Source organism: Streptomyces sp. NBC_01268, assembly GCF_036240795.1.
In the GTDB taxonomy this organism is placed as follows: Bacteria; Actinomycetota; Actinomycetes; order Streptomycetales; family Streptomycetaceae; genus Streptomyces.
The window spans coordinates 6,066,207-6,088,097 of record NZ_CP108454.1 but is presented as its reverse complement, the minus strand read 5'-3'; the positions used below and the strand labels follow the sequence as shown (position 1 = coordinate 6,088,097).

19 protein-coding genes are annotated in these 21,891 nt (G+C 72.5%); 5 read left to right on the top strand and 14 right to left on the bottom strand.

From position 1 onward, the window contains the following. Positions 1-13 precede the first annotated feature (13 nt). The 4 genes from infB to rimP form a co-directional block, all read right to left on the bottom strand. Positions 14-3,109, bottom strand: a complete 3,096-nt coding sequence (infB, locus tag OG309_RS27555) for a translation initiation factor IF-2 (protein ID WP_329424731.1) — start codon at positions 3,107-3,109, stop codon at positions 14-16. A 148-nt stretch (positions 3,110-3,257) separates the two neighbouring features. After that, a complete protein-coding gene (locus OG309_RS27550) occupies positions 3,258-3,539 on the bottom strand; it encodes a YlxR family protein (RefSeq protein WP_329424729.1) in 282 nt (93 codons plus the stop codon). Positions 3,540-3,612: 73 nt separating this feature from the next. After that, positions 3,613-4,608 carry a transcription termination factor NusA gene (gene nusA / locus OG309_RS27545; protein ID WP_329424727.1) on the bottom strand — a complete coding sequence of 332 codons (996 nt, stop codon included), beginning with the start codon at positions 4,606-4,608 and terminating at the stop codon, positions 3,613-3,615. Positions 4,609-4,610: 2 nt separating this feature from the next. Then, positions 4,611-5,108: a ribosome maturation factor RimP gene (rimP, locus tag OG309_RS27540; RefSeq protein WP_329424725.1), complete on the bottom strand. Its 498-nt coding sequence runs from the start codon at positions 5,106-5,108 to the stop codon at positions 4,611-4,613. A 156-nt stretch (positions 5,109-5,264) separates the two neighbouring features. Here rimP and OG309_RS27535 point away from each other — a divergent pair, with 156 nt between their 5' ends. The 4 genes from OG309_RS27535 to OG309_RS27520 are packed head-to-tail and all read left to right on the top strand — an operon-like array spanning position 5,265 to position 8,138. Further along, complete coding sequence (locus OG309_RS27535) at positions 5,265-5,804, top strand: hypothetical protein (RefSeq protein ID WP_329424723.1); 540 nt, start codon at positions 5,265-5,267, stop codon at positions 5,802-5,804. Next, on the top strand, positions 5,801-6,217 hold the full coding sequence (locus OG309_RS27530; protein WP_329424721.1) for a ferritin-like domain-containing protein: 417 nt from the start codon (positions 5,801-5,803) through the stop codon (positions 6,215-6,217). Before OG309_RS27535 ends, OG309_RS27530 begins: the two co-directional genes overlap by 4 nt. A 40-nt stretch (positions 6,218-6,257) precedes the next feature. After that, a complete protein-coding gene (locus OG309_RS27525) occupies positions 6,258-7,142 on the top strand; it encodes an aminoglycoside phosphotransferase family protein (RefSeq protein WP_329424719.1) in 885 nt (294 codons plus the stop codon). A gap of 39 nt (positions 7,143-7,181) precedes the next feature. After that, a complete protein-coding gene (locus OG309_RS27520; protein ID WP_329424717.1) occupies positions 7,182-8,138 on the top strand; it encodes a slipin family protein in 957 nt (318 codons plus the stop codon). Between the two features lie 70 nt (positions 8,139-8,208). Here OG309_RS27520 and OG309_RS27515 read toward each other — a convergent pair whose 3' ends face one another. From OG309_RS27515 to OG309_RS27480, 8 genes are all read right to left on the bottom strand, one after another. Next, positions 8,209-9,909, bottom strand: coding sequence for a proline--tRNA ligase (locus OG309_RS27515; protein ID WP_329424715.1), 1,701 nt, complete (start codon positions 9,907-9,909; stop codon positions 8,209-8,211). A 69-nt stretch (positions 9,910-9,978) separates the two neighbouring features. Continuing rightward, the gene (locus tag OG309_RS27510; protein WP_329424714.1) at positions 9,979-10,524 is read right to left on the bottom strand and encodes a GNAT family N-acetyltransferase; all 546 of its coding nucleotides are present in this window, start codon (positions 10,522-10,524) and stop codon (positions 9,979-9,981) included. A 30-nt stretch (positions 10,525-10,554) separates the two neighbouring features. After that, positions 10,555-11,400, bottom strand: a complete 846-nt coding sequence (locus OG309_RS27505) for a GNAT family N-acetyltransferase (RefSeq protein WP_329424712.1) — start codon at positions 11,398-11,400, stop codon at positions 10,555-10,557. Between the two features lie 118 nt (positions 11,401-11,518). Continuing rightward, positions 11,519-12,676: a flavodoxin-dependent (E)-4-hydroxy-3-methylbut-2-enyl-diphosphate synthase gene (ispG, locus tag OG309_RS27500; RefSeq protein WP_329424710.1), complete on the bottom strand. Its 1,158-nt coding sequence runs from the start codon at positions 12,674-12,676 to the stop codon at positions 11,519-11,521. A gap of 103 nt (positions 12,677-12,779) precedes the next feature. Beyond that, positions 12,780-14,084 carry a M50 family metallopeptidase gene (locus OG309_RS27495; RefSeq protein ID WP_329424708.1) on the bottom strand — a complete coding sequence of 435 codons (1,305 nt, stop codon included), beginning with the start codon at positions 14,082-14,084 and terminating at the stop codon, positions 12,780-12,782. After that, complete coding sequence (gene dxr, locus OG309_RS27490) at positions 14,081-15,331, bottom strand: 1-deoxy-D-xylulose-5-phosphate reductoisomerase (protein WP_329424706.1); 1,251 nt, start codon at positions 15,329-15,331, stop codon at positions 14,081-14,083. The genes OG309_RS27495 and dxr overlap by 4 nt, the downstream gene beginning before the upstream one ends. A gap of 34 nt (positions 15,332-15,365) precedes the next feature. Further along, positions 15,366-16,613, bottom strand: a complete 1,248-nt coding sequence (gene aroA, locus OG309_RS27485) for a 3-phosphoshikimate 1-carboxyvinyltransferase (protein WP_329424704.1) — start codon at positions 16,611-16,613, stop codon at positions 15,366-15,368. Positions 16,614-16,722: 109 nt separating this feature from the next. After that, a complete protein-coding gene (locus tag OG309_RS27480; protein WP_329424703.1) occupies positions 16,723-18,648 on the bottom strand; it encodes an acyl-CoA dehydrogenase family protein in 1,926 nt (641 codons plus the stop codon). Between the two features lie 111 nt (positions 18,649-18,759). On the opposite strand from OG309_RS27480, the gene OG309_RS27475 reads away from it, so the two are divergent. Further along, positions 18,760-19,062 (top strand): putative quinol monooxygenase, encoded by a 303-nt coding sequence (locus OG309_RS27475; protein ID WP_329424701.1) that lies wholly within the window; start codon positions 18,760-18,762, stop codon positions 19,060-19,062. Positions 19,063-19,244: 182 nt separating this feature from the next. On the opposite strand, the gene OG309_RS27470 is transcribed toward OG309_RS27475, so the two are convergent. Together OG309_RS27470 and OG309_RS27465 are read right to left on the bottom strand one after the other, a co-directional pair. Next, complete coding sequence (locus OG309_RS27470; RefSeq protein ID WP_329424699.1) at positions 19,245-20,690, bottom strand: aldehyde dehydrogenase family protein; 1,446 nt, start codon at positions 20,688-20,690, stop codon at positions 19,245-19,247. Positions 20,691-20,876: 186 nt separating this feature from the next. Further along, positions 20,877-21,884: an EamA family transporter gene (locus OG309_RS27465; RefSeq protein ID WP_329424697.1), complete on the bottom strand. Its 1,008-nt coding sequence runs from the start codon at positions 21,882-21,884 to the stop codon at positions 20,877-20,879. Positions 21,885-21,891 lie beyond the last annotated feature (7 nt).

The window sequence follows — 21,891 nt, the reverse complement described above, 5'->3', positions numbered from 1 at the left end:
TCAACGCTGTACGTCAGGCGCGCGGCTTCTCGCGCATCTCGTACGTCGCGATGACGTCGTCGATCTTGATGTCGTTGAAGTTTCCGAGGTTGATACCACCCTCGAAGCCCTCGCGGATCTCGGTGACGTCGTCCTTGAAGCGGCGCAGACCCTCGATGTTGAGGTTCTCCGCGATGACCTTGCCGTCGCGGATGAGGCGCGCCTTGGTGTTGCGCTTGACCTCGCCCGAGCGGATGAGGACACCGGCGATGTTGCCCAGCTTGGACGAGCGGAAGACCTCGCGGATCTCCGCCGTACCGAGCTCGACCTCTTCGTACTCCGGCTTGAGGAGGCCCTTGAGCGCCGCCTCGATCTCCTCGATCGCCTGGTAGATGACCGAGTAGTACCGGACGTCGACGCCCTCGCGCTCCGCCATCTGCGCGGCACGGCCGGCCGCACGGACGTTGTAGCCGATGACGATGGCGTCGGAGCCCATGGCCAGGTCGATGTCGGACTCGGTGACCGCACCCACACCGCGGTGCAGGATGCGGATGTCGACCTCTTCGCCGACGTCGAGCTGGAGCAGCGAGGACTCGAGAGCCTCGACCGCACCGGACGCGTCGCCCTTGATGATGAGGTTGAGTTCCTGGACCAGACCGGCCTTGAGCACCTTGTCGAGGTCCTCGAGGGACACCCGGCGGACGCGCTTGGCGAAGGCGGCGTTGCGCTCACGCGCAGCGCGCTTCTCGGCGATCTGGCGGGCCGTACGGTCCTCGTCGACGACGAGGAAGTTGTCGCCGGCGCCCGGAACGTTGGTCAGACCGAGGACCAGGACCGGAGTCGACGGGGTCGCCTCCTCGACGTTGTTGCCCTTGTCGTCGAGCATCGCCCGGACGCGGCCGTACGCGTCGCCGACGACCATCGTGTCGCCGATGCGCAGCGTTCCGCGCTGGACGAGGACGGTCGAGACGGCACCGCGGCCACGGTCGAGGTGGGACTCGATCGCAATACCCTGCGCGTCCTGGTTCGGGTTGGCCCGAAGGTCGAGCGAGGCGTCGGCGGTGAGGACCACGGCCTCCAGCAGGGAGTCGATGTGCAGACCCTGCTTGGCGGAGATGTCGACGAACATGGTGTCGCCGCCGTACTCCTCGGCCACCAGACCGAACTCGGTCAGCTGGCCACGGACCTTGACCGGGTCCGCACCCTCGACGTCGATCTTGTTGACCGCGACCACGATCGGCACACCGGCCGCCTTGGCGTGGTTCAGCGCCTCGATCGTCTGGGGCATCACACCGTCGTTGGCCGCCACCACGAGGATCGCGATGTCGGTCGACTTCGCACCACGGGCACGCATGGCGGTGAACGCCTCGTGACCCGGGGTGTCGATGAAGGTGATGCGACGCTCTTCGCCGTTGACCTCGGTACCGACCTGGTAGGCACCGATGTGCTGGGTGATGCCACCGGCCTCGCCCGCGACCACGTTGGTCTTGCGGATCGCGTCGAGGAGTCGGGTCTTACCGTGGTCGACGTGACCCATGACGGTCACGACCGGCGGACGGGACACGAGCGCCTCTTCGCCGCCCTCGTCCTCGCCGAACTCGATGTCGAAGGACTCGAGCAGCTCGCGGTCCTCCTCCTCGGGGCTGACGATCTGAACGACGTAGTTCATCTCTTCGGCCAGCATGACGAGCGTGTCGTCGGTGACCGACTGCGTCGCCGTGACCATCTCGCCGAGGTTCATCATCACCGCGACGAGCGACGCCGGGTTGGCGCCGATCTTCTCGGCGAAGTCGGTGAGGGACGCACCGCGCGACAGGCGAATGATCTCGCCGCCACCGCGGGGGAGCATCACGCCGCCCACGGACGGGGCCTGCATGGCCTCGTACTCCTGGCGCCTCTGACGCTTCGACTTGCGACCACGACGCGCGGGACCGCCGGGACGACCGAAGGCGCCCTGCGTGCCACCACGGCCACCCGGACCGCCGGGACGGCCACCGAAGCCGCCGGGACGACCGCCGAAGCCGCCGCCACCGCCGCCGGGACCACCCGGACGACCGCCGCCGCCACCCGGACCGCCGGGACGACCGGCGAAGCCGCCGCCGCCACCGCCGGGACCGGCCGGACGACCGGCGAAGCCGGGACGACCGCCACCGCCGCCGCCGGGACCGCCCGGACGACCGCCGGGACCACCGGGACCACGACCGCCGGGACCGGGGCGCGGGCCGGCAGCGGGACGCTGCGGCATCATGCCCGGGTTCGGACGGTTACCGCCGGGCGCGCCGCCCGGACGGGGAGCCTGCGGACGAGGCATGCCACCCGGGGTCGGGCGCGCGGCGCCGCCCTGGGGACGCGGGGCGCCGGGAACGCCGCCCTGGCCCTGCGGACGCGGGGCACCGCCCGGAGCACCGGCACCGCCGGGACGCGGAGCGCCACCCTGCGGACGGGGCGCCTGCGGGCGCGCCATGCCGGTGGAGCCACCGGAGGTGAAGGGGTTGTTGCCCGGACGCGGGCCGGCCGGGCGACCGCCCGGACGCGGGGACTGCTGGCCGGGGCGGGGGGCCTGCTGACCCGGACGCGGCGCCTGCTGGCCCGGACGGGCAGCGGCGGGACGCGGGCCGGGGGCGGAACCGCCCGCACGGGGACCGGCGGCCGGGGCCGTCGGAGCCGTCGGGGGGGCCGTGAACTCCGGGGTGGTCGGAGCCGGCGCGGCGGGCGCGGGCTTCGGGGCCGGCTTCGGACCCGGACGCGGGCCCGAGGCGGCCGGAGCCGCGGAGGGGGTGCTGCTCGCGGGCGCGGCCGGAGTGACCGGCGCCGCAGGCGCGGCGGGGGCCGGCTTGGGGGCCGGGGCGCCGGGCTTGGGGGCAGCGGGACGAGCCGCGGCGGCCGGGGACGGCGCTGCGGGCTTCGCGGGGGACGGCGCCGCCTTGCGGGGCGCGCCGGGCTTGGCAGCGGTCTTGCCGGCGTTGCCGCCGGGACCCTGCAAAGCGTCAGTCAACTTGCGCACGACCGGCGCCTCGATCGTCGAGGACGCCGAACGGACGAATTCACCGAGTTCTTGGAGCTTGGCCATGACGACCTTGCTCTCCACTCCGAACTCCTTGGCGAGTTCGTATACCCGGACCTTAGCCACTTCGCTCCTTTTAGGTCCGGTTACCGCCGGACCGTCGCTACTTCATGGGCGTACTCATCGCGTACTCATCGAGTGCTCATCGCAATCTCGACCTACTTCCAACTCGCGAGGTACCTGACCGCACGGGATTCCGTGCCGTACTTCTTGTTCACTGCGGTGCCACCTGTTCGACGTGGTGGCGGAGTGCCGCCGTGTCGAGCGGCCCTGGGGCCTTGAAGGCCCTGGGGAAAGCTCGGCGGCGGACCGCCAGGTCGAGACAGACCACGGCGGGGTGCAGGTACGCACCCCGGCCGGGCAGCGTACCGCGATGATCGGGGACGCACTCGTCCTTATTCATCACGATCCGCAGCAGGTCGCTCTTGGCCGCTCGCTCCCGGCATCCCACACAGGTTCGCTCAGGGCACGCGCGGGCATGCGTCCGGCCAGACACGTTAAGTCTACCTCCCCGTACCGACCTCACCCGTTCGGGGCAAAAATCGAACAGCTGTTGGCCAAATACGGACTCAGTCCCGGGGGTCCGAGACCTCGGTGTCGGGACGGATGTCGATCCGCCAGCCGGTGAGGCGGGCGGCCAGACGGGCGTTCTGCCCCTCCTTGCCGATCGCCAGCGACAGCTGGTAGTCCGGCACCGTCACCCGGGCGGAACGGGCGGCCAGGTCCACGATCTCGACCTTGGAGACCCGCGCCGGGGAGAGCGCGTTCGCCACCATCTCGGCCGGGTCGTCCGACCAGTCGACGATGTCGATCTTCTCGCCGAGCAGCTCGGCCATGACGTTGCGCACCCGGCTGCCCATCGGGCCGATGCAGGCGCCCTTGGCGTTCAGGCCCGAACGGGTGGAACGGACGGCGATCTTGGTGCGGTGACCGGCCTCACGGGCGATGGCCGAGATCTCGACCGAGCCGTCGGCGATCTCCGGCACCTCCAGGGCGAAGAGCTTCTTCACCAGATTGGGGTGGGTGCGCGACAGGGTGACGGACGGACCGCGGACACCCTTGGCCACCCGGACGACGTACGTGCGCAGCCGCAGACCGTGCGTGTAGTCCTCGCCCGGCACCTGCTCCTGCACCGGAAGGATGGCCTCCAGCTTGTCGTCCAGCTTGACGAGGACGTTCTTCGGGTCCTTGCCCTGCTGCACCTGGCCGGCCACGATGTCGCCCTCGCGGCGGGCGTACTCGCCGAAGGTGACGTCGTTCTCGGCGTCCCGAAGGCGCTGCTGGATGACCTGGCGGGCGGTGCTCGCCGCGATCCGGCCGAAGTCCGACGGCGTGTCGTCGAACTCCTTGGGCTGCTGCCCCTCCTCCAGGTCGGACGGGTCTTCCTTCGCCCACACCGTCACGTGCCCGGTGGCCCGGTTCAGCTCCACGCGCGCGTGGCGGCGGGCGTCGGGGGTGCGGTGGTAGGCGATGAGGAGGGCCGACTCGATCGCCTCGACCAGCATCTCGAAGGAGATTTCCTTCTCCTGTGCCAAGCCCTTCAGGAGCTTCACGTCGATGTCCACGGCTACGCCTCCTCTTCCTTCTTGTCCTTGCGGTTGAACTCGATCTCGACACGCGCCTTCGTGATCTCGGAGAACTCGACCCGGCGGGCGGTGGCCTTGCGGCCCTTCACGCCCGGCACCTCGGTGTCGAGCCCGTCCTCGTCCACGGCGAGGATCCGGGTGACCAGCTCGCCCCCCTCTTCCAGCTGCAGCTTCGCCAGGCGGCCGATGGCGCGCACGTAGTGGCGGTGCTGGGTCAGGGGGCGGTCGGCGCCGGGGGAGCTGACTTCGAGGACGTACTCGCCCTCGCCCATCACGTCGCTCTCGTCCAGCTTCTCGGAGATGACGCGGCTCAGCTCGGCGCAGGCGTCGAGCTCGACGCCCTCCTCCGAATCGACGATGACCCTCAGCAGTCCGCGGCGGCCGGCCCGGGACACCTCGATCTCCTCGAGGTCGAGATCCTTCTCGTGAACGAGCGGCTCCAGAAGACCGCGCAGCCGTTCGCTCTGGGTGGTGCTCATCCGGGTGACTCCTCGGCCGCGTGTGCTGTTGTGGGTTCGTCGCGTGTCAGACCAAAGGGTATCCGGTCCAGAAGGGTGTTGCCGTCCACCGGGCCGGGGGCCGCGGGTACGCTCGCCAGCGGTGATCTTCGAATATCTGAGCGTGAGGGAGAAGGCGTGAAGACCATCGGCAGGCGCGCGCTCCTGGCCGCGGGCGCGGCGGGCAGCGCTGCGGCGCTCACCGGCTGCACCTCCTCCGGCGACACGCGCCCCGAGCCGCCCAGTGCCGCCGAACGCGCCGCGCGCGCCGAGGCCGCGCTGCGCGCCCGCTCGGCGGCGACCGGCCGCACGCTGCTCGGCCGGTACGACGCGGTGCTCACCGCGCACCCCTCGCTGGCCGGCCGGCTCACGCCGCTGCGGGACTCGGTCGCGGCCCACGTGAAGGCGCTCGGCGAGGGCGGCACGCCCCCGGCACCGGCCCCGAAGCCCTCCGTGGCCTCGGCGTCCGCAGCGCCCCACTCCCCCGCCGCGCCCGCGCCCGTACCGGCCGATCCGGCGGTCGCGCTCACCGAACTGGCCGCCGCCGAACGGGCGACCGCCGACACCCACACGGCCACGCTCCTGACGGCGCCGCCCGAGTACGCCCGGCTGCTCGCCTCCGTCGCCGCCGCCGGCGCGGCCCACGCCTACCTGCTCACCGAAGGGGGCCGCGGATGACCGCGCTGGACGCGGCCCAGGCGGCACTCGCCGCCGAGCACGCCGCCGTGTACGGGTACGGGGTCGTCGGCGCCCGCGTCGGCGAGGCCCGGCGCGCCGAGGCCACCGCCGCCTACGAGGGCCACCGCGCCCGCCGGGACGCGCTGCGCCGCACCGTCCGCGACCTGGGCGGCGAGCCGGTCGCCGCGGCCGCGGCGTACGAGCTGCCGTTCGACGTCCCGGACACCGCCGCGGCCATACGCCTCGCGGCCGTCCTGGAGGACCGGGTCGCCGGGGTCTACTCCGATCTGGTGCGCTCCGCCGACGGGCCGCTGCGCAAGGACGCGGCAGCCGCGCTGCGCGAGGCGGCGGTCCGGGCCGTCCGCTGGCGCGGCAGCGACGTAACCTTTCCTGGGCTCGCCGAACGGGCGTAGTACCCGCCCGACACCGAGGAAACGAAGGAACAAGCCACGCATGGGTTTCGAACCGCCGCAGCGACTGGTGCGGGCGCTCGGCGAGACGTACGGGCAGGCCGTCGCGGCCGAGTGGCTCGGGACGCTCCCCGAGCTCGCCCGCGACGCGCTGGAGCACGCCGGTCTGGTCGCCGAACGGGTGATGGCCCCCGGCGGTCGGAGCAGCCTCGTCGTCCTCGTCCCGCAGGCCGCCCTGAAGCTGGCGCCCGCCGTCGCCCGCCCCGACCTGGAGCGGGACGCGCTCGCGCACTGGAACGGCTGGGGCGCGGTGCGCCTGCTCGGCGGGACCGAGGAGGGCGGGCTGCTCCTGGAGCGGCTGCACCCCGAGGTCTCGCTGCGCTCGCTGCCGGAGGCGAAGGCGCTCCTGGAGGCCGCCGGGACCGTCCGGCGGCTGTGGGTCGAGCCGCCCGCGGACCACGGCTTCGAGTCGGTCGCCGAGCGGACCGGGCGGCAGGCCGCCGCGATGGCCGCGCACCGAGCCGACGACGAGGCCGGCGCGCTGGTGACGGCCGCGCTCGCGGCCCGCGAGGAGCTGCTGGCGGGCGACGCCGAGGCGCTGCTGCTGCACGGCTGCTTCCGCCAGGGCAAGGTCCTCGCGGGTGACCGGGTGCCGTGGCTCGCGGTCGGCCCCGAGCCGCTGGTGGGCGAGCGGGCCTTCGACCTGGCGCGGCTGGTGCGGGACCGGGTGGAGGACCTGGTGGCCGCGTCGGCGGGGGCCTCGGCGGCCCGGCGGCGGGTGAACAAGCTGGCGGACGCGCTGGACATGGACCGGGAGCGGCTGCGCGGCTGGACGCTGTTCCGGGCGGTCGAGTCCGCGACGCGCGCGCTCGACGCGGGGCGCACGGCGGATGCGGAGCTGCTCCTGGAGTTCGCGGGCTGGCTGTAGGGGAATACCCTTCTTGTAACCCTTTCTAGGGGGCCCGTCATGATCCAAGAGCTGTTGATGGCAGTCGTGGGGGCGGGGGCGGCGGTCGCGGTGTACGCGGGCGCCGCGGCGCGGGTGGTGAAACAGTACGAGCGCGGTGTGGTGTTCCGCTTCGGGCGGCTCGTCGACAGGGAGCGCCAGCCCGGCTTCCAGATGATCGTCCCGCTGGTCGAGCGCATGCACAAGGTCAACATGCAGATCGTCACCATGCCCGTGCCGGCCCAGGAGGGCATCACCCGGGACAACGTGACGGTGCGGGTCGACGCGGTCGTCTACTTCAAGGTCGTGGACGCGGCGGACGCGCTGGTGCGGGTGGAGGACTACAAGTTCGCCGTCTCGCAGATGGCGCAGACCTCGCTGCGGTCGATCATCGGCAAGAGCGACCTCGACGACCTGCTGTCCAACCGCGAGAAGCTCAACCAGGGCCTGGAGCTGATGCTCGACAGCCCGGCGATGGGCTGGGGCGTCGCGATCGACCGGGTGGAGATCAAGGACGTCTCGCTGCCGGAGACGATGAAGCGCTCGATGGCCCGGCAGGCCGAGGCGGACCGGGAGCGGCGTGCCCGGCTGATCAACGCGGACGCGGAGCTGCAGGCCTCGAAGAAGCTGGCGGAGGCGGCGCACCAGATGGAGGACGCGCCCTCCGCGCTCCAACTGCGGCTGCTGCAGACGGTGATGGCGGTGGCGGCGGAGAAGAACTCGACCCTGGTCCTGCCGATCCCGGTCGAACTCCTCCGCTTCCTGGAACGCGCGGGCGGCGGGGCGGAGCCGGCACAGGCGCAGAAGCAGACACAGGCGCAGGCGCAGGCGCCGCAGCCGGCACCACCGCCCCCACCGGCGGTGCTGCCGCCCTCCGACGCGTACCTGAAGGGCGCGGCGGACGCGGCGGAGGGGATCGAGGATCTGACGGGGGCGTCGGTGGAGCCGGTGCCGCAGAAGGGCGACGGGGGTCCCTGACCGCACTGAAAGGCCTCCGCCCCGCCGGGGAACGGCGGGGCGGAGGCCTGTGGCTCAGAGGCTCAGGCGCTCAGGCGCTCAGGCGGGCGATCGCCTCGTCGACCGGGAGCTCCTCGCGGTCGCCGGTGCGGCGGTCCTTCAGCTCGACGATGCCCTCGGCGGCGCGGCGGCCGGCGACGAGGATCTTCGGGACGCCCATGAGCTCGGCGTCGGTGAACTTGACGCCCGGGGAGACGCCCGCGCGGTCGTCGACGAGGACGCGCAGGCCGGCGGCGGCCAGCTTGTCGGAGACCTCCAGGGCGAGCTCGATCTGCTGGGCCTTGCCGGCCGCGACGACGTGGACGTCGGCCGGGGCGATCTCGGCGGGCCAGCACAGGCCCTTGTCGTCGGCGGTCTGCTCGGCGAGGGCGGCGACGGCGCGGGAGACGCCGATGCCGTAGGAGCCCATGGTCACGCGGACCGGCTTGCCGTTCTGGCCGAGGACGTCCAGCTTGAGCGCGTCCGCGTACTTGCGGCCGAGCTGGAAGATGTGGCCGATCTCGATCGCGCGGTCCAGCTTCAGGCCCGTGCCGCACTTCGGGCAGGGGTCGCCGTCCTGGACGACGACGACGTCGACGTACTCCTCGACCTCGAAGTCGCGGCCCGCGACGACGTTCTTGGTGTGGGTGCCGGCCTTGTTGGCGCCGGTGATCCACGCCGTGCCCGGGGCGACGCGCGGGTCGGCGATGTACTTCACCTTCCCCAGGCCCTGCGGACCGACGTAGCCGCGGACCAGGTCGGAGCGCTCGGCGAAGTCGGCCTCGGTGACCATCTCGACCGCCGCGGGGGCGAAGTGGGCCTCGACCTTGCCGAGGTCGACCTCGCGGTCGCCGGGCACGCCGACGGCGACGATCTCGCCGTCGACCTTCACGAGGAGGTTCTTCAGCGTGGCGGAGGCCGGGACGCCGAGGGAGGCGGCGAGGGTCTCGATGGTCGGGGTGTCGGGGGTGGGGATCTCCTCGGCGGCCGGGACCGCGGAGCCGTCCACGGCCTGGAGCGCGTAGGTGATCGCCTCGGTGTTGGCGGCGAAGTCGCAGTTCGGGCAGTCGGCGAAGGTGTCCTCGCCGGCCTCGGCCGGGGCGAGGAACTCCTCGGACTTCGAGCCGCCCATCGCGCCCGCGGTGGCGGCGCAGATGCGGTAGTCGAGGCCGAGGCGCTCGAAGACGCGCTGGTACGCCTGGCGGTGCAGGGCGTAGGAGTGCGCGAGGCCCTCGTCCTCGGTGTCGAAGGAGTACGAGTCCTTCATGAGGAACTCGCGGCCGCGCAGGATGCCGGCGCGGGGGCGGGCCTCGTCGCGGAACTTCGACTGGATCTGGTAGAGGATGACCGGAAGGTCCTTGTAGGAGGACGCCTGGTCCTTCACCAGGAGGGTGAAGATCTCCTCGTGGGTCGGACCGAGGAGGTAGTCGCCGCCCTTGCGGTCCTGGAGGCGGAACAGCTCGGCGCCGTACTCGTCCCAGCGGCCGGTGGCCTCGTAGGGCTCGCGGGGCAGCAGGGCCGGCAGGGAGACCTCCTGGGCGCCGATGGCGTCCATCTCCTCGCGGACGACGCGCTCGACGTTGGCGAGGACCTTCTTGCCCAGCGGCAGCCAGCTCCAGATGCCGGCGGCGGTGCGGCGGACGTAGCCCGCGCGGACGAGCAGCTTGTGGCTGAGGACCTCGGCGTCCGCCGGGTCGTCGCGCAGCGTCTTCGCCATCAACTTCGACATGCGCTGGACCGGTGCGTTGGCCATGGTTCTCGTACTCCTGCCGGGTAAGGGTCTTGGCTAGGAGGTTAGCCGGGCGGGGGCGGGTCGGTGAAATCAGTTCCCGCGCCTGAGCGGCAGGGGTGCGCCCATGACCGCGTACGGGCGGGGCGCGCTGGGGAAGTGGACCTGCCGGGCGAGGTCGACGTAGCCCAGGGAGGCGTACAGGCCGCGGGCTGGGCTGTCGGTGTCGATGGCGGAGAGGATGGAGCGGGGCAGCTCGGAGCCGTCGGTGATGGTGGTGATCAGCTCGCGGCCGATGCCGCGGCCCTGGAAGGCCGGGTGGACGTGCAGCTCGGTGATGACGAAGGAGTCGTCGAGCCAGCCCTGGCTGCCGCTGGTGCGCAGATACGGTTCGACGATCGTGGACCACCAGTGGGTGCGGTCGTTGGGCATCCCGTACACGAAGCCGACGAGCCTGCCGTCGGGCGTGGTCGCCCCGAAGGCGCAGGCGCCGGGGTTGAGCAGGTGGCGCAGCACGATGTGGCGGCGCACGACGATCTCGTCCGCTTCGAGCCCGAAGGCCTGGGCCTGCACGTCGAGCGCCTCGTCCACGCGCGCGGCGAGATTGACGGGCCCGATCACGACCTTCGTGTCATCCATGCGCCGCACCCTACAAGCCGTGCGGGTGCTTCAGAACAGCACGCTCATGAAGGCGCCGACCTCGTCGAAGCCGACACGGCGGTACGCGGCCCTGGCAGGGGTGTTGTAGTCGTTCACGTAGAGGCTGACCAGGGGGGCGACGTCGGCGAGCGCGTACTGGAGGACGGCGGCCATGCCGGTCTCGGAGAGGCCGCGGCCGCGGTGTTCGGGGGCGACCCAGACACCCTGGATCTGGCAGGCCTGGCGGGTGGCGGCGCCGATCTCGGCCTTGAAGACGACCTTGCCGTCCTCGATGCGGGCGAAGGAGCGGCCGGAGCCGACGAGCTCGGCGACGCGGGCCTGGTAGAGGAGGCCGCCGTCGCCGGACATCGGGGAGATCCCGACCTCCTCGGTGAACATGGCGACGCAGGCGGGCATGATCACCTCCATCTCGTCCTTGCGGACCCGGCGGACCAGCGGGTCGGGGGCGACGGTGGTGGAGGGCCCCTCGGCGACCATCAGGGGCTGGTGGGCGCGGACGTCACGGGCGGGGCCCCAGCCGGGCTCCAGGAGCCGCCAGAGCTGGGCCGTGGGTTCGGCGGGGCCGACGATCGAGGAGCAGCGGCGGCCGACCCGGCGGGCGCGGTCGGCGAAGGCGCGGACGGCCTCGGGGGTGGCGCAGAGGGGGACCAGGTTGGCGCCGGAGTAGCAGAGCGAGCGCAGCTGCCCGTCGGCGTACCAGCCCCACATCTCGCCGCCGAGGCGCCAGGGGTCGAGGCCGGCGATCTGGACGCGGGCGGTCACGAAGGCGTTCTCGACGGGGGCGCTCTCCAGGACGGCGAGCGCGGCGCCGAGGTCGGCGGGTTCGAGGACCCGGGTGGAGGTCTGCGTCAACACGAGGGGGGCCTCACCGTGCGGTTTCTGCTGGTCTCCGCACTTTACCCCCGTCCCCCGCGGCCCGGGGTGCGCGAAGCCCCTCCGCCCTGGGGGCGGAGGGGCCTCGGGAGCGCGGTGGTCAGACGCCGATGGCGACGGTCGGCTCGCCGCTGGCGACGCCGTCCTTCTCCATCTGCTCGGCGATCTTGAGGGCCTCTTCGATGAGGGTCTCGACGATCTTCGACTCGGGGACGGTCTTGATGACCTCGCCCTTCACGAAGATCTGGCCCTTGCCGTTGCCGGAGGCGACGCCGAGGTCGGCCTCGCGGGCCTCGCCGGGGCCGTTGACGACGCAGCCCATGACGGCGACGCGGAGGGGGACCTCCATGCCCTCCAGGCCGGCGGTGACCTCCTCGGCCAGCTTGTAGACGTCGACCTGGGCGCGTCCGCAGGACGGGCAGGAGACGATCTCCAGGCGGCGCGGCTTGAGGTTCAGCGACTCCAGGATCTGGTTGCCGACCTTGACCTCCTCGACCGGCGGGGCCGAGAGGGAGACGCGGATGGTGTCGCCGATGCCCTCGGAGAGGAGCGCGCCGAAGGCGACGGCGGACTTGATGGTGCCCTGGAAGGCCGGGCCGGCCTCGGTGACGCCGAGGTGCAGCGGGTAGTCGCAGGCGGCGGCCAGCTGGCGGTAGGCGTTGACCATGACGACCGGGTCGTTGTGCTTGACCGAGATCTTGATGTCGCCGAAGCCGTGCTCCTCGAAGAGGGAGGCCTCCCAGAGGGCGGACTCGACGAGCGCCTCGGGGGTGGCCTTGCCGTACTTCGCGAGCAGGCGGGCGTCGAGGGAGCCGGCGTTGACGCCGATGCGGATCGGGGTCCGGGTCTCGGAGGCCGCCTTGGCGATCTCCTTGACCTTGTCGTCGAACTGCTTGATGTTGCCCGGGTTGACGCGGACCGCGGCGCAGCCGGCGTCGATCGCGGCGAACACGTACTTCGGCTGGAAGTGGATGTCGGCGATGACCGGGATCTGCGACTTCTTCGCGATGGTCGCGAGGGCGTCGGCGTCGTCCTGGGTCGGGCAGGCCACGCGCACGATCTGGCAGCCGGAGGCGGTGAGCTCGGCGATCTGCTGGAGCGTGGCGCCGATGTCCGAGGTGCGGGTGGTCGTCATGGACTGCACCGACACGGGGGCGTCGCCGCCGACGGCCACCGATCCGACCTGGATCTGGCGGCTCTTGCGCCGTTCGGCCAGCTTGGTCGGGACGGACGGCATTCCGAGAGAGATGGCGGTCATCAGCTGTACAACCCCAGGGTGTGGTTCATCGGGCTCAGGTCTTCGAGATTACCGCCCCGCGGGCGGGCGGCCGGACACCGCACGGGTTCCGGCCGCGTGCGGCTCAGGTCAGCTTCACCGGATTGACGATGTCGGCGACGAGGACGAGCAGCGTGAAGCAGACGAACACGCCTGCCACGACGTAGGCGGCCGGCATCAGCTTGGCCACGTCGAAGGGGCCCGGGTCGGGGCGCCGGAAGATCCGCGCGGTGTGGCGGCGGATCGACTCCCACAGGGCGCCGGCGATGTGGCCGCCGTCGAGCGGGAGCAGCGGGAGCATGTTGAACAGGAACAGCGACACGTTGAACATGACCAGCAGGTTCATGAACCAGACGAGGATCGTCTGGGGCGGCGCGTCGACGGTCATCAGCTCGCCGCTGATGCGGGCGGCGCCGACGACGCCGACCGGCGAGTCCTGCGCGCGCTCGCCGCCGCCGAAGGCGGCGTCCCACAGGGCGGGGATCTTGCCGGGCAGCGCGATGACGGACTCGACGCCGGCCTGCAGCTGGTCGGACATCCGGGTGACGGACTGGCCGAAGGTCAGCGGCGTGACCTCGGTCTTGGAGGCGAAGCCCAGGTAGCCGGCGGGGACCGTCTGCAGCGGCTGGACGACGCGTCCGTCGGCGTCCTTCTTGTAGACCTCGTTCTTGATGAGGGTGGGGTGCAGGTCGATCCGCTGGTCGCCGCGCTGGACGGTGATGGTGGCGGGGCCGATGGTGTCGCGGATGTGGTCGGAGAGGGTGTTCCAGTCCTCGACGGGGGTGCCGTTGAAGGCGAGGATCCGGTCGCCCTGCTTCAGGCCGGCGGCGAAGGCGGGCGAGACCGGGTCGCCGGTCTGGCAGGCCTCGCGCTTGGTGGACTGCGGGATGACGCACTTCTGGACGCCGGCCACCTTGGTGGTCTGGGCCTCGAAGCCGATGGCCATGGCGCTGCCGAAGAAGAGCGCGACGGCCAGGACCAGGTTCATGAACGGTCCGGCGAACATCACGATGACGCGCTTCCACGGCTTGCGCGTGTAGAAGAGCCGGTCCTCGTCCCCGGGCTGGAGCTCCTCGAAGGAGGCCTCGCGGGCGTCCTCGATCATGGAGCGCCACGGGGAGGTCGAGCGGGCCTCGATCCTGCCGTCCTTGCCGGGCGGGAACATGCCGATCATGCGGATGTAGCCGCCGGCGGGGATCGCCTTGAAGCCGTACTCGGTCTCGCCCTTCTTGCGGGACCAGATGGTGGGGCCGAAGCCGACCATGTACTGGGGCACGCGGATGCCGAACAGCTTGGCCGTGGAGAGGTGGCCGAGCTCGTGCCAGGCGATGGAGACGAGCAGGCCGAAGGCGAACAGCACCAGGCCCAGTACGTACAAGAGAACGGTCATGCGCGCGCCTCCGCGATTGCCTTCGCCGCGAGTTCCCGGGCCCGGGCCCTTGCCCAGGTCTCCGCTTCCAGGACGTCCGACACCGTGAGCGAGGTTCCCCGGTCCGGGGTGCCGTGCTCGGTGACGACTCGGGTGACCGTATCCATGATTCCGTTGAACGGCAGCCTTCCGGCGAGGAAGGCGTCCACGCACTCCTCGTTGGCGGCGTTGAAGACGGCGGGGGCGGTGCCGCCGAGCTCGCCGACGTGGCGGGCCAGGTCGACCGAGGGGAAGGCCTCGTTGTCGAGGGGGAAGAACTCCCAGGTGGAGGCCTTGGACCAGTCGAAGGAGGGGGCCGCGTCGGGGACCCGCTCGGGCCAGCCGATGCCGATGGCGATCGGGCCGCCCATGTCCGGCGGGGTGGCCTGGGCGAGCGTCGAGCCGTCCGTGAACTCGACCATCGAGTGGACGTACGACTGGGGGTGGACGACGACCTCGATGCGGTCGAACGGGATGTCGTAGAGCAGGTGGGCCTCGATGACCTCCAGGCCCTTGTTGACCAGGGTCGCGCTGTTGACCGTGATCACCGGGCCCATGGCCCAGGTCGGGTGCGCCAGCGCGTCCTCGCGGGTCACGCCTTCCAGCTCGGCCCGGGTGCGGCCGCGGAAGGGGCCTCCGGAGGCGGTGACGACCAGCTTGCGGACGTCGTCGCGGGTGCCGGCGGCGAGCGCCTGGAAGAGGGCCGCGTGCTCGGAGTCGACGGGGATGATCTGGCCGGGCTTGGCCAGCGCCTTCACCAGCGGGCCGCCGACGATCAGCGACTCCTTGTTGGCGAGCGCGAGGGTGCGTCCGGCCTCCAGGGCGGCGAGCGTGGGCGCCAGGCCGATGGAGCCGGTGATGCCGTTGAGGACGGTGTGGCAGGGCGACGCGGCGAGCCGGGTGGCGGCGTCGGGGCCGGCGAGCAGCTCCGGCAGCGGCTCGGAGCCGTACAGCGCGGTCAGCGCCTCGCGCAGCTCGGGCAGCGCCTCCTCGCGGGCCACCGCGACCGCGCCGACCCGCAGCCGGTGCGCCTGCTCGGCGAGCAGTCCGATCCGGCCGCCGGACGCGGCGAGGGCGGTGACCCGGAACCGGTCGGGGTTGCGCAGGACCAGGTCGATGGCCTGGGTGCCGATGGACCCGGTGGAGCCGAGCACGACGATGTCGCGGCGTCCGGTGGACACGTCGAAGGCGATGTGCGGGTCGGCGAGAGGAGAGGGGCGGTCGCTCATGCCCCCCATTCTTGCCGCAAAGACTGTGGGCTCCTCACAGCCCCCGGGCGAACGCCTCGAAAACGGTGTGGAAGTCCGGGAACGTCTTCCGTACGCAGCCGGGGTCGTCGAACGTGACGCCGGGCGTCCGCAGCGCGGTGACGGCGAACGACATCACGATGCGGTGGTCGCCGTGGGTGGCGATCTCGACGGGTCCGGCGGGGGTGCCGGGGTGGATCTCGATCCAGTCCGGTCCGGTGTCGACGGTGATGCCGAGCGCGCGCAGGTTCTCGGCGCAGGCGTCGAGGCGGTCGCACTCCTTGACCCGGGTGTTGGCGACGTCCTCGATGCGGACCGGCCCGTCGGCGAAGGGGGCGAGGGCGGCGAGGGTCGGCATGGTGTCGGAGATGTCGCGCATGTTGACGGTGAGTCCGCCGAGGGCGCCGGTGGAGCGGACGGTGGTCCGGTCCGCCCCGATCGTCACCTCGGCGCCCATCCGGCGCAGGACGTCGACGAAGCCGAGGTCGCCCTGGAGGGCGCCGGTGCCGAGGCCGGGGACGGTGACCTCGCCGCCGGGGGTGAGGGCGGCGGCGGCGAAGAAGTAGCTGGAGGTGGAGGCGTCGGGCTCGATGGCGTAGGTGGTGGCGCGGTAGCCGGTGGGTGCGACGGTGTAGGTCCGGCCCTCGGGGCCGTCCTCGCGGCCGACCTCGGCGCCGAAGGCCCGCATCATCGCGAGGGTGATCTCCACGTAGGGCGCGGAGACCAGGTCGGTGACGGTGATCGCGAGGCCGTCGGCGGTGAGCGGGCCGAGCATCAGCAGGGCGGTGAGGTACTGGGAGGACTGGCCGGCGTCGAGGCGGAGCTCGCCGCCCTTGATGCCGCGGCCGGTGACGGTGAGCGGGTGGTGGCCCTCGCGCTCGCCGTGGGCGAGCTCGACGCCGAGTTCGCGCAGGGCGGTGGTGAGCGGGCCGAGCGGGCGGCGGCGCATCTGGGGCGAGGCGTCGAAGCGGAAGGTGCCGTGGCCGGCGGCGGCGAGGGCGGGCAGGAAGCGGGCGGTGGTGGCGCCGTCGCGGCAGTACACGTCGGCTTCGGCGACGCCGGGGCCGGCGGGCCGGCCCTCGATGTGCCAGGCGCCGGGCTCCTGCCGTACGACGTAGCCGAGGGCCTTCAGCCCTTCGGCGAAGCCCTCGGTGTCGTCGGAGCGCAGCGGCCGCAGGAGCGTGGTGGTGCCTTCGGCCGCGGCGGCGAGGAAGAGCGCGCGGGCGGTGACGGACTTGGAGCCGGGGATGTCTATGACGGTCACGGGCCCCAGTCTGCCGTGGGGGCCGGACGGGGGGCGGGGCGTTTCGGCCAGTGGACGGGCGGCTTCCGCCCGCCCACCGGCCGGGGGCCGGGCCGCGCGGGCGCGCGGCCTACGGGATCTTGCGGTGGACGTTCTCCTCCGTCGACGGTCCTGGAGTGGTGTCGGCGATCCAGGGGCCGTCGTCGCTGGGGTCGAGGATGCCCTCCTCCAGCCAGGTGTACGAGCCCGCGAGGACGCCGTCGACGACCTTGCGGTCGAGGTCGTCGGTGTTGGCCCACAGTCGGCCGAAAAGCTCGTCCACCCGCAGCCGGGACTGGCGGCAGAAGGCGTCGGCGAGCTGGTGGGCCTCGCGGCCGTGGTCGGTGGTGGTGCGCAGGAGTTCGGCCCGTACACAGACCGCGCTCATCGCGAAGAGTTCCGCGCCGATGTCGACGATCCGGCCGAGGAAGGCCTGCTTGAGCTCCATCTTCCCCTGCCAGCGGGACATGGCGTAGAAGGTCGAGCGGGCCAGTTTGCGGGAGGTGCGCTCGACGAACCTGAGGTGGGTGGCGAGCTCGCCGAACTCCCCGTAGGCGCCGGGCAGCTGCCCCTGTCCCGCGACCAGTTTCGGCAGCCAGCGGGCGTAGAAACCGCCCGCGCGGACACCCGCCTTCGCCTTGTCGGCGAGGGCCTTGTCGGGGTCGATGATGTCGCCGGCGACGGCGAGGTGGGCGTCGACGGCCTCGCGGGCGATCAGCAGGTGCATGATCTCGGTCGAGCCCTCGAAGATCCGGTTGATCCGCAGGTCGCGCAGGAGCTGTTCGGCGGGGACGGCGCGTTCGCCGCGGGCGGCGAGCGAGTCGGCGGTCTCGTAGCCGCGGCCGCCGCGGATCTGTACCAGTTCGTCGGCCATCAGCCAGGACATCTCGGAGCCGTAGAGCTTGGCGAGGGCGGCCTCGATGCGGATGTCGTTGCGGTCCTCGTCGGCCATCTGGGAGGCCAGGTCGACGACGGCCTCCAGGGCGAAGGCGGTGGCGGCGAGGAAGGAGATCTTCGTGCCGACGGCCTCGTGCCGGGCGACCGGCTTGCCCCACTGCTCGCGTTCGGCGGCCCATTCGCGGGCGATCTTCAGGCACCACTTGCCGGCGCCCGCGCAGGCGGCGGGCAGCGAGAGGCGGCCGGTGTTGAGCGTGGTGAGGGCGATCTTCAGGCCGGCGCCCTCGGGTCCGATGCGGTGCGCGGCGGGGACCCGCACCCGGTGGAAGCGGGTGACGCCGTTCTCCAGGCCGCGCAGGCCCATGAAGGCGTTGCGGTGCTCCACGGTGACGCCGGGCGCGTCGGCCTCGACGACGAAGGCGGTGATGCCGCCCTTGTGGCCCTCGGAGGCGGGGACGCGGGCCATGACGACGAGGAGGTCGGCGACGACGCCGTTGGTGGTCCACAGCTTCACCCCGTCGAGGACGTACTCGTCCCCCTCCGGTACGGCGGTGGTGGCGAGCCGGGCCGGGTCGGAGCCGACGTCCGGCTCGGTGAGGAGGAAGGCGGACAGGGAGTCGCGGGCCAGCCGGGGCAGGAAGGCGTCCTTCTGCTCCTGGGTGCCGAACAGCTTCAGCGGCTGGGGGACGCCGATCGACTGGTGGGCGGAGAGCAGCGCGCCGAGCGCGGGGCTGACCGAGCCGACCAGGGCGAGCGCCCGGTTGTAGTACAGCTGGGTGAGGCCGAGGCCGCCGTACTTGGGGTCGATCTTCATGCCGAGCGCGCCCAGCTCCTTGAGGCCGGTGACGGTCTCGTCGGGGATGCGGGCCTCGCGCTCGATGCGGGCGCCGTCGACGCGGGTCGCGCAGAACTCCCGCAGCTTGGCGAGGAAGGCCTCGCCGCGGCGGACGTCCTCGTCGGCGGGGAGCGGGTGGGGGTGGATGAGATCGAGTCGGAAACGGCCGAGGAAGAGTTCCTTGGCGAAGCTGGGCTTGTGCCAGTCCTGCTGGCGGGCCGCCTCGGCGACCTGCCGGGCCTCGCGTTCGGAGACCTTGGGCTGCCGCTGGGTGGGTGCGGACATGAGGAGCTCACCTCGACGCTCGTCGTTGTGGGGCTACCTGTCCGTGGTACCCGATATCCACGGGTTGGGAAAGACGGGCGGGGCGTACGGAGGACGCGTAGGGTCCCCGCCATGTCCCAGACGATCAGGCTCCTCATCCACATCACCGCGCTGCCCGGCCGGGGCGGCGAGCAGGTCGCCGCCTTCGAGCGGCTCGCGCCCGTCGTGCGGGCGGAGGACGGCTGCCTGCAGTACGACCTGCACCGGGTCGCGGACGACTCCGACCGCTTCGTCCTGCTGGAGCGCTGGGCCTCGGCGGAGGCGCTCGCCGCGCACGACGCCGCCCCGCACATGGTGTCCGCGGACGCGGCGAACAAGGCCTTCCGGGCGGGGCCGGCCGAGGTCGTCCGGCTGGAGGACGCGCGGGTCGCGTGACGGGGCGGGCGCGCCGGCTCGGCGGGCGCCCGGGCCTGGCGGGCACCCGGGCCTGGCGGGCACCCGGGCCTGGCGGCGGGGGCGGGAGGCCCGGGGAACGCCGGACGCGCCGCGGGAACGGGGACGGCCGGAGCCCCCGCACAGTGGGCTCCGGCCGTCGGTCTGTGGTGCGTCCGTACGGGTTACAGCGCCAGGCCCGTGAGGACCAGGACCCGCTCGTAGGTGTAGTCGTCCATGGCGTACTTGACGCCCTCGCGGCCGACACCGGAACGCTTGGCACCGCCGTACGGCATCTGGTCGGCGCGGTAGGACGGGACGTCGCCGACGATCACGCCGCCGACCTCCAGGGCGCGGTGGGCGCGGAAGGCGGACTGCAGGTCGTGGGTGAAGACACCGGCCTGGAGACCGAAGTCCGAGTCGTTGACCGCGGCGAAGGCCTCGGCCTCGCCGTCCACCTGGGCGATGGTCAGGACCGGGCCGAAGACCTCGGCGCGGGCCAGGGTGACGCCGGCCGGGAGCTCGGTGAGGACGGTCGGGGCGTACGTGGCGCCCTCGCGCTTGCCGCCGGCGAGCAGCTTCGCGCCGGCCGCGACGGCCTCGTCGACCCAGGCCTCGACGCGCTTGGCGGCGTTCTCGTCGACGAGCGGGCCGACGTCGGTGGCGTCGTCCGCCGGGTCACCGGTGACCTGGGCCTCGACGGCGGCGACGATCTTCGGGACCAGGCGCTCGTAGAGGGAGGCGTCGGCGATCACGCGCTGCACGGAGATGCAGGACTGGCCGCCCTGGTAGTTGGAGAACGTGGCGATGCGGCTCGCCGCCCAGTCCAGGTCGGCCTCGGAGGACCAGTCGGACAGGACGACGGCGGCCGCGTTGCCGCCGAGCTCCAGGGTGCAGTGCTTGTGCGGCACGGACTCCTGGATGGCGTAGCCGACCGTGTCGGAGCCGGTGAAGGAGATGACCGGGAGGCGCTCGTCCTTGACCAGGGCGGGCATGCGGTCGTTCGGCACGGTCAGGATCGACCAGGAGCCGGCCGGCAGGTCGGTCTCGGCCAGGATCTCGCCCAGGATCAGGGAGGAGATCGGCGTGGACGGAGCCGGCTTGAGGATGATCGGGGCGCCGACGGCGATGGCCGGGGCGACCTTGTGCGCGCTGAGGTTCAGCGGGAAGTTGAACGGCGCGATGCCGAGCACGACACCCTTGGGGATACGGCGGGTCAGCGCCAGGCGGCCGACGCCACCGGCCTCGGTGTCGAGGCGCTGGGCCTCGCCGCCGTTGAAGCGACGGGCCTCCTCGGCCGCGAAGCGGAACACCGACACGGCACGGCCGACCTCGCCGCGCGCCCACTTGATGGGCTTGCCGTTCTCGGCGGAGATCAGCTGGGCGATCTCCTCGGTGCGCTCGGCGAGACGCTTCGACACGTGGTCGAGGGCGGCGGCGCGCACGTGCGCCGGGGTGGCGGCGAACTCGTCGACGACGGCGTGCGCGGCGGCGACGGCCTCCTCGACCTGGGCCTCGGTGGGCACGCTGACCTTGCCGACCAGACGTCCGTCGAAGGAGTTCGTGACGTCGAAGGTGGCCTCGCCGGTGGCCTCACGGCCGGCGAGCCAGAAGGCGTGGGTGGTCGTCATTGCGTCCCGGCCCTTTCCGTATCGGGGGTGCGAGCGATCGCTCTCGTGACACGTTAGGGCCGAGCGGGCGAACGTGGGTTTGTCCGGTGTGGAGTGGTGGGGTGTCGGGGCTGTCCGGTTTGGCTGAAGGCGGGCGGGGACGGCCGGGGCGGGCGGGCCGGGGCCGACGGCGGTGGGCGGTGCCGGTCAGGTGCGGCCGCGTGGCGCGGACCCGCGGCGCTCCGTCGAGACGATCAGGCACACCCCGCCCACGACGATCGCACCGCCCAGCACGATGGGCCAGGTCAGGGCCTCGTTCAGGACGAGGGCGCCGAGGGCGACCGCGACGACCGGGTTGACGTACGCGTAGGTGGCGACGAGCGAGAGCGGGGCGGCCTGGAGGAGCCAGGCGTACGCGGTGAAGGCGAGCAGCGAGCCGAAGACCACGAGATAGGCGAGGGCGGCCCAGGAGCGCCCGGAGACGGCCGACAGGTCGAGGCCGTGCTGCTCGCCGCGGACCAGGCCGACGCCGAGGCCCGCGAGACCGCCGGCGAGCATCTCGTACGCGCTGGCGGTGAAGGGGTTGCCGGGCATCGGGAGCCGGGAGGACGAGAACGAGCCGACCGACCAGCAGAGCGTCGCGGCGACCACGAGGACGACCCCGCCCGCCTTCACGTCGCCGCTGAGGCCCGGCAGGGTGAGCACGCCGAGCCCGACGAGTCCGAGGAGCACGCCCGCGAGGCCGCCCGCGGTGGGACGGGCGCCGGAGAGGGCCTTGAGGATGACGACCCAGGCCGGGACGACGGCGATGAGCAGCGCGGTGAGCCCGGACGGGATGGAGGTCTCGGCGAGCACGACGAGTCCGTTGCCGCCGAGGATCAGCAGCAGGCCGACCCCGACGGCGGAGGCGAGCTGCCGGGGCGTCACCTTGAGCGCGGCGGGTCCCTGCCGCCAGGCGATGATCCCGGCGAGGATCAGCCCGGCCGCGACGAAACGGGTGCCGGCGGAGAGGAACGGCGGCAGCGTCTCGACGACGATCCGGATCCCGAGGTAGGTGGACCCCCACACGACGTACACGATCCCGAGCGCGGCCCACACGGCGGCGGGGATCCGGCGGACGGGGCCGACCGGATCCCCGGGGCCCCCGAGGCCCCCGGGCTTCTCGGCGGGGGGCAGGTGGAGCTGGGGGGCCGGATCGGCGGCGGAGCTTGTCATGTGCAGG

Coding starts and splice junctions, on each gene's coding strand:
- dxr (WP_329424706.1), bottom strand. CDS start 15,331: ATGAGCGACCGCCCCTCTCCTCTCGCCGACCCGCACATCGCCTTCGAC.
- OG309_RS27480 (WP_329424703.1), bottom strand. CDS start 18,648: ATGTCCGCACCCACCCAGCGGCAGCCCAAGGTCTCCGAACGCGAGGCC.
- OG309_RS27520 (WP_329424717.1), top strand. CDS start 7,182: ATGATCCAAGAGCTGTTGATGGCAGTCGTGGGGGCGGGGGCGGCGGTC.
- OG309_RS27510 (WP_329424714.1), bottom strand. CDS start 10,524: ATGGATGACACGAAGGTCGTGATCGGGCCCGTCAATCTCGCCGCGCGC.
- OG309_RS27530 (WP_329424721.1), top strand. CDS start 5,801: ATGACCGCGCTGGACGCGGCCCAGGCGGCACTCGCCGCCGAGCACGCC.
- OG309_RS27495 (WP_329424708.1), bottom strand. CDS start 14,084: ATGACCGTTCTCTTGTACGTACTGGGCCTGGTGCTGTTCGCCTTCGGC.
- OG309_RS27515 (WP_329424715.1), bottom strand. CDS start 9,909: ATGGCCAACGCACCGGTCCAGCGCATGTCGAAGTTGATGGCGAAGACG.
- rimP (WP_329424725.1), bottom strand. CDS start 5,108: ATGAGCACCACCCAGAGCGAACGGCTGCGCGGTCTTCTGGAGCCGCTC.
- ispG (WP_329424710.1), bottom strand. CDS start 12,676: ATGACCGCCATCTCTCTCGGAATGCCGTCCGTCCCGACCAAGCTGGCC.
- OG309_RS27470 (WP_329424699.1), bottom strand. CDS start 20,690: ATGACGACCACCCACGCCTTCTGGCTCGCCGGCCGTGAGGCCACCGGC.
- OG309_RS27475 (WP_329424701.1), top strand. CDS start 18,760: ATGTCCCAGACGATCAGGCTCCTCATCCACATCACCGCGCTGCCCGGC.
- OG309_RS27465 (WP_329424697.1), bottom strand. CDS start 21,884: ATGACAAGCTCCGCCGCCGATCCGGCCCCCCAGCTCCACCTGCCCCCC.
- OG309_RS27525 (WP_329424719.1), top strand. CDS start 6,258: ATGGGTTTCGAACCGCCGCAGCGACTGGTGCGGGCGCTCGGCGAGACG.